The sequence below is a fragment of the Ectobacillus sp. genome, assembly GCF_056992975.1.
This window is the reverse complement of record NZ_JBXKMX010000296.1, coordinates 1-1,803: the sequence shown is the minus strand read 5'-3', so window position 1 is coordinate 1,803 and position 1,803 is coordinate 1. Positions and strand designations below refer to the sequence as shown.

The following is a 1,803-nucleotide window of genomic DNA, read 5'->3' as shown; positions in this document are numbered from 1 at the left end:
CGGTTCATATGTCGGCCGATGCAAAGGAGTGGAAAAAAGATCTTCTCCGAAGCAAAGGTGTAACGGTTATTGAATATAAGGAAGATTACAGTAAAGCTGTAGAAGAAGGAAGAAAACATGCAAGCGGCGAACCCAATTGTTATTTTATTGATGATGAAAATTCTAGCGATTTATTTTTAGGATATGCAGTGGCAGCTTCTCGTCTAAAAAAACAATTAGAGGATATGAATATAACGGTAGATGAAAATCACCCCCTATTTGTTTATCTTCCGTGCGGCGTAGGAGGCGGTCCAGGGGGAGTTTCCTTTGGTTTGAAGTTAGAATATCAAGATCATGTACATTGTTTTTTCGCAGAACCTACCCATTCACCGTGTATGCTACTTGGCTTAGTAACAGGATTACATGATAAAGTTTCTGTACAAGATTTTGGTATTGATAACATGACAGCTGCAGACGGCCTTGCGGTTGGAAGACCATCTGGTTTTGTTGGCAAAACGATCGAGCCTATGTTAAATGGATGCTATACCGTAAGTGATGATAGGTTGTATAAACTATTACGTGCATTGATTGATACAGAAAATATCTATCTCGAACCCTCTGCATTAGCAAGTGTATTTGGTCCAATTTCTTTATGGAAGCAAAAAGAAGGAAAGGAATATATACAAAAAAATCACCTAACAGACAAAATGAAACATGCCACACATATCATGTGGGCTACTGGTGGAAGTATGGTTCCAAAAGAGGTAATGGAAGACTATTATAAAAAAGGATTAGTATAGATAGCTATGATTGATAAAGAGGTATCGCACAAAAAGGCTTCGGACGACAGGAAGCCTTTTTGTCATGCTTATAATGTGGCGGATGTAAATCAATGAAGAAAAGCGAAAGTGTAAAATTGGAAATATTTATGAGAAAAATATTGACTGTTCATTCAAACAGTAATATGATGAATACATAAGTTGATTGGTTGTTCAAACAGTTTTGAGGTGAAAGATATGAAAAACGGAAAATCATCAGAAGTAAGTGACAATCGCAGAGACGCTATTTTACAGGCGGCCTATACACTATTTGGAACGGTAGGCTACTCGAAGGCATCCATGAAAGAAATCGCAGCAAAAGCAGGCGTCGCACAAGGATTAATTGGTTATCATTTCGGAAGTAAAGAAAAATTACTTGTGGAGGTGGTACGAGAGTGGATGATCAACAGGGGAATGCGCGATGCATCTCTCAGACTTCAAAAGGTTGAGAGTCCAAATGAAATTCTCCTTGCTGCCATGAATCATGTTGTAGAATTTCGAAAGGAAAATCCAGAATGGTTTACCTTGTTAGTTAGTTTATGGGTAGAAGGAAGACAGAACGAGAAGTTAGCGGCTGCACTTACGGAGATTTATAAAGAGATGCAAGTTGAGGTTTGCGAGGTAATCAAACGGTTAGAGCTTAACTTAGGGGATACACAAATTGAAGCGCTAGCAAGTATTGTGCAGGCCATACTAGATGGTCTAACCTTGCAAGCGGCTGGTTCGCTTGATCGCAACGGCATGACAGGAATTGAATGGGTGTTAAAGGGAATGGGAGTCAGCATACCAACTTAACAAAAAAGAGGGATGGAAAAGAAATGAAAATGAAGCGTTGGGGAAAAGTTGTAATTGCTACTGTCGTATTTCTTGGGGTACTTTTGTTTGCGCTTAGTTTTGGACATCAACGTTTGTCTTCTGAAATTGAAATCAATGCATCAGAAGAAAAAGTATGGGCCGTTTTAAGCGATTTACCAGCCTATAAAGAATGGAATCCATTTATGCAAAG

At 38.9% G+C, this 1,803-nt stretch carries 3 protein-coding genes; all 3 read left to right on the top strand.

All coding sequences use genetic code 11. The features are described from left to right. Window positions 1-779, top strand: a 779-nt coding sequence (locus AC11ZT_RS13505; protein ID WP_484060099.1) for a D-serine ammonia-lyase, incomplete at its 5' end; no start/stop codon positions are given. A gap of 216 nt (window positions 780-995) precedes the next feature. Further along, window positions 996-1,592 carry a TetR/AcrR family transcriptional regulator gene (locus tag AC11ZT_RS13500; protein WP_484060098.1) on the top strand — a complete coding sequence of 199 codons (597 nt, stop codon included), beginning with the start codon at window positions 996-998 and terminating at the stop codon, window positions 1,590-1,592. 23 nt (window positions 1,593-1,615) lie between these two features. Further along, window positions 1,616-1,803, top strand: a 188-nt coding sequence (locus AC11ZT_RS13495; RefSeq protein ID WP_484060097.1) for an SRPBCC family protein, incomplete at its 3' end; no start/stop codon positions are given.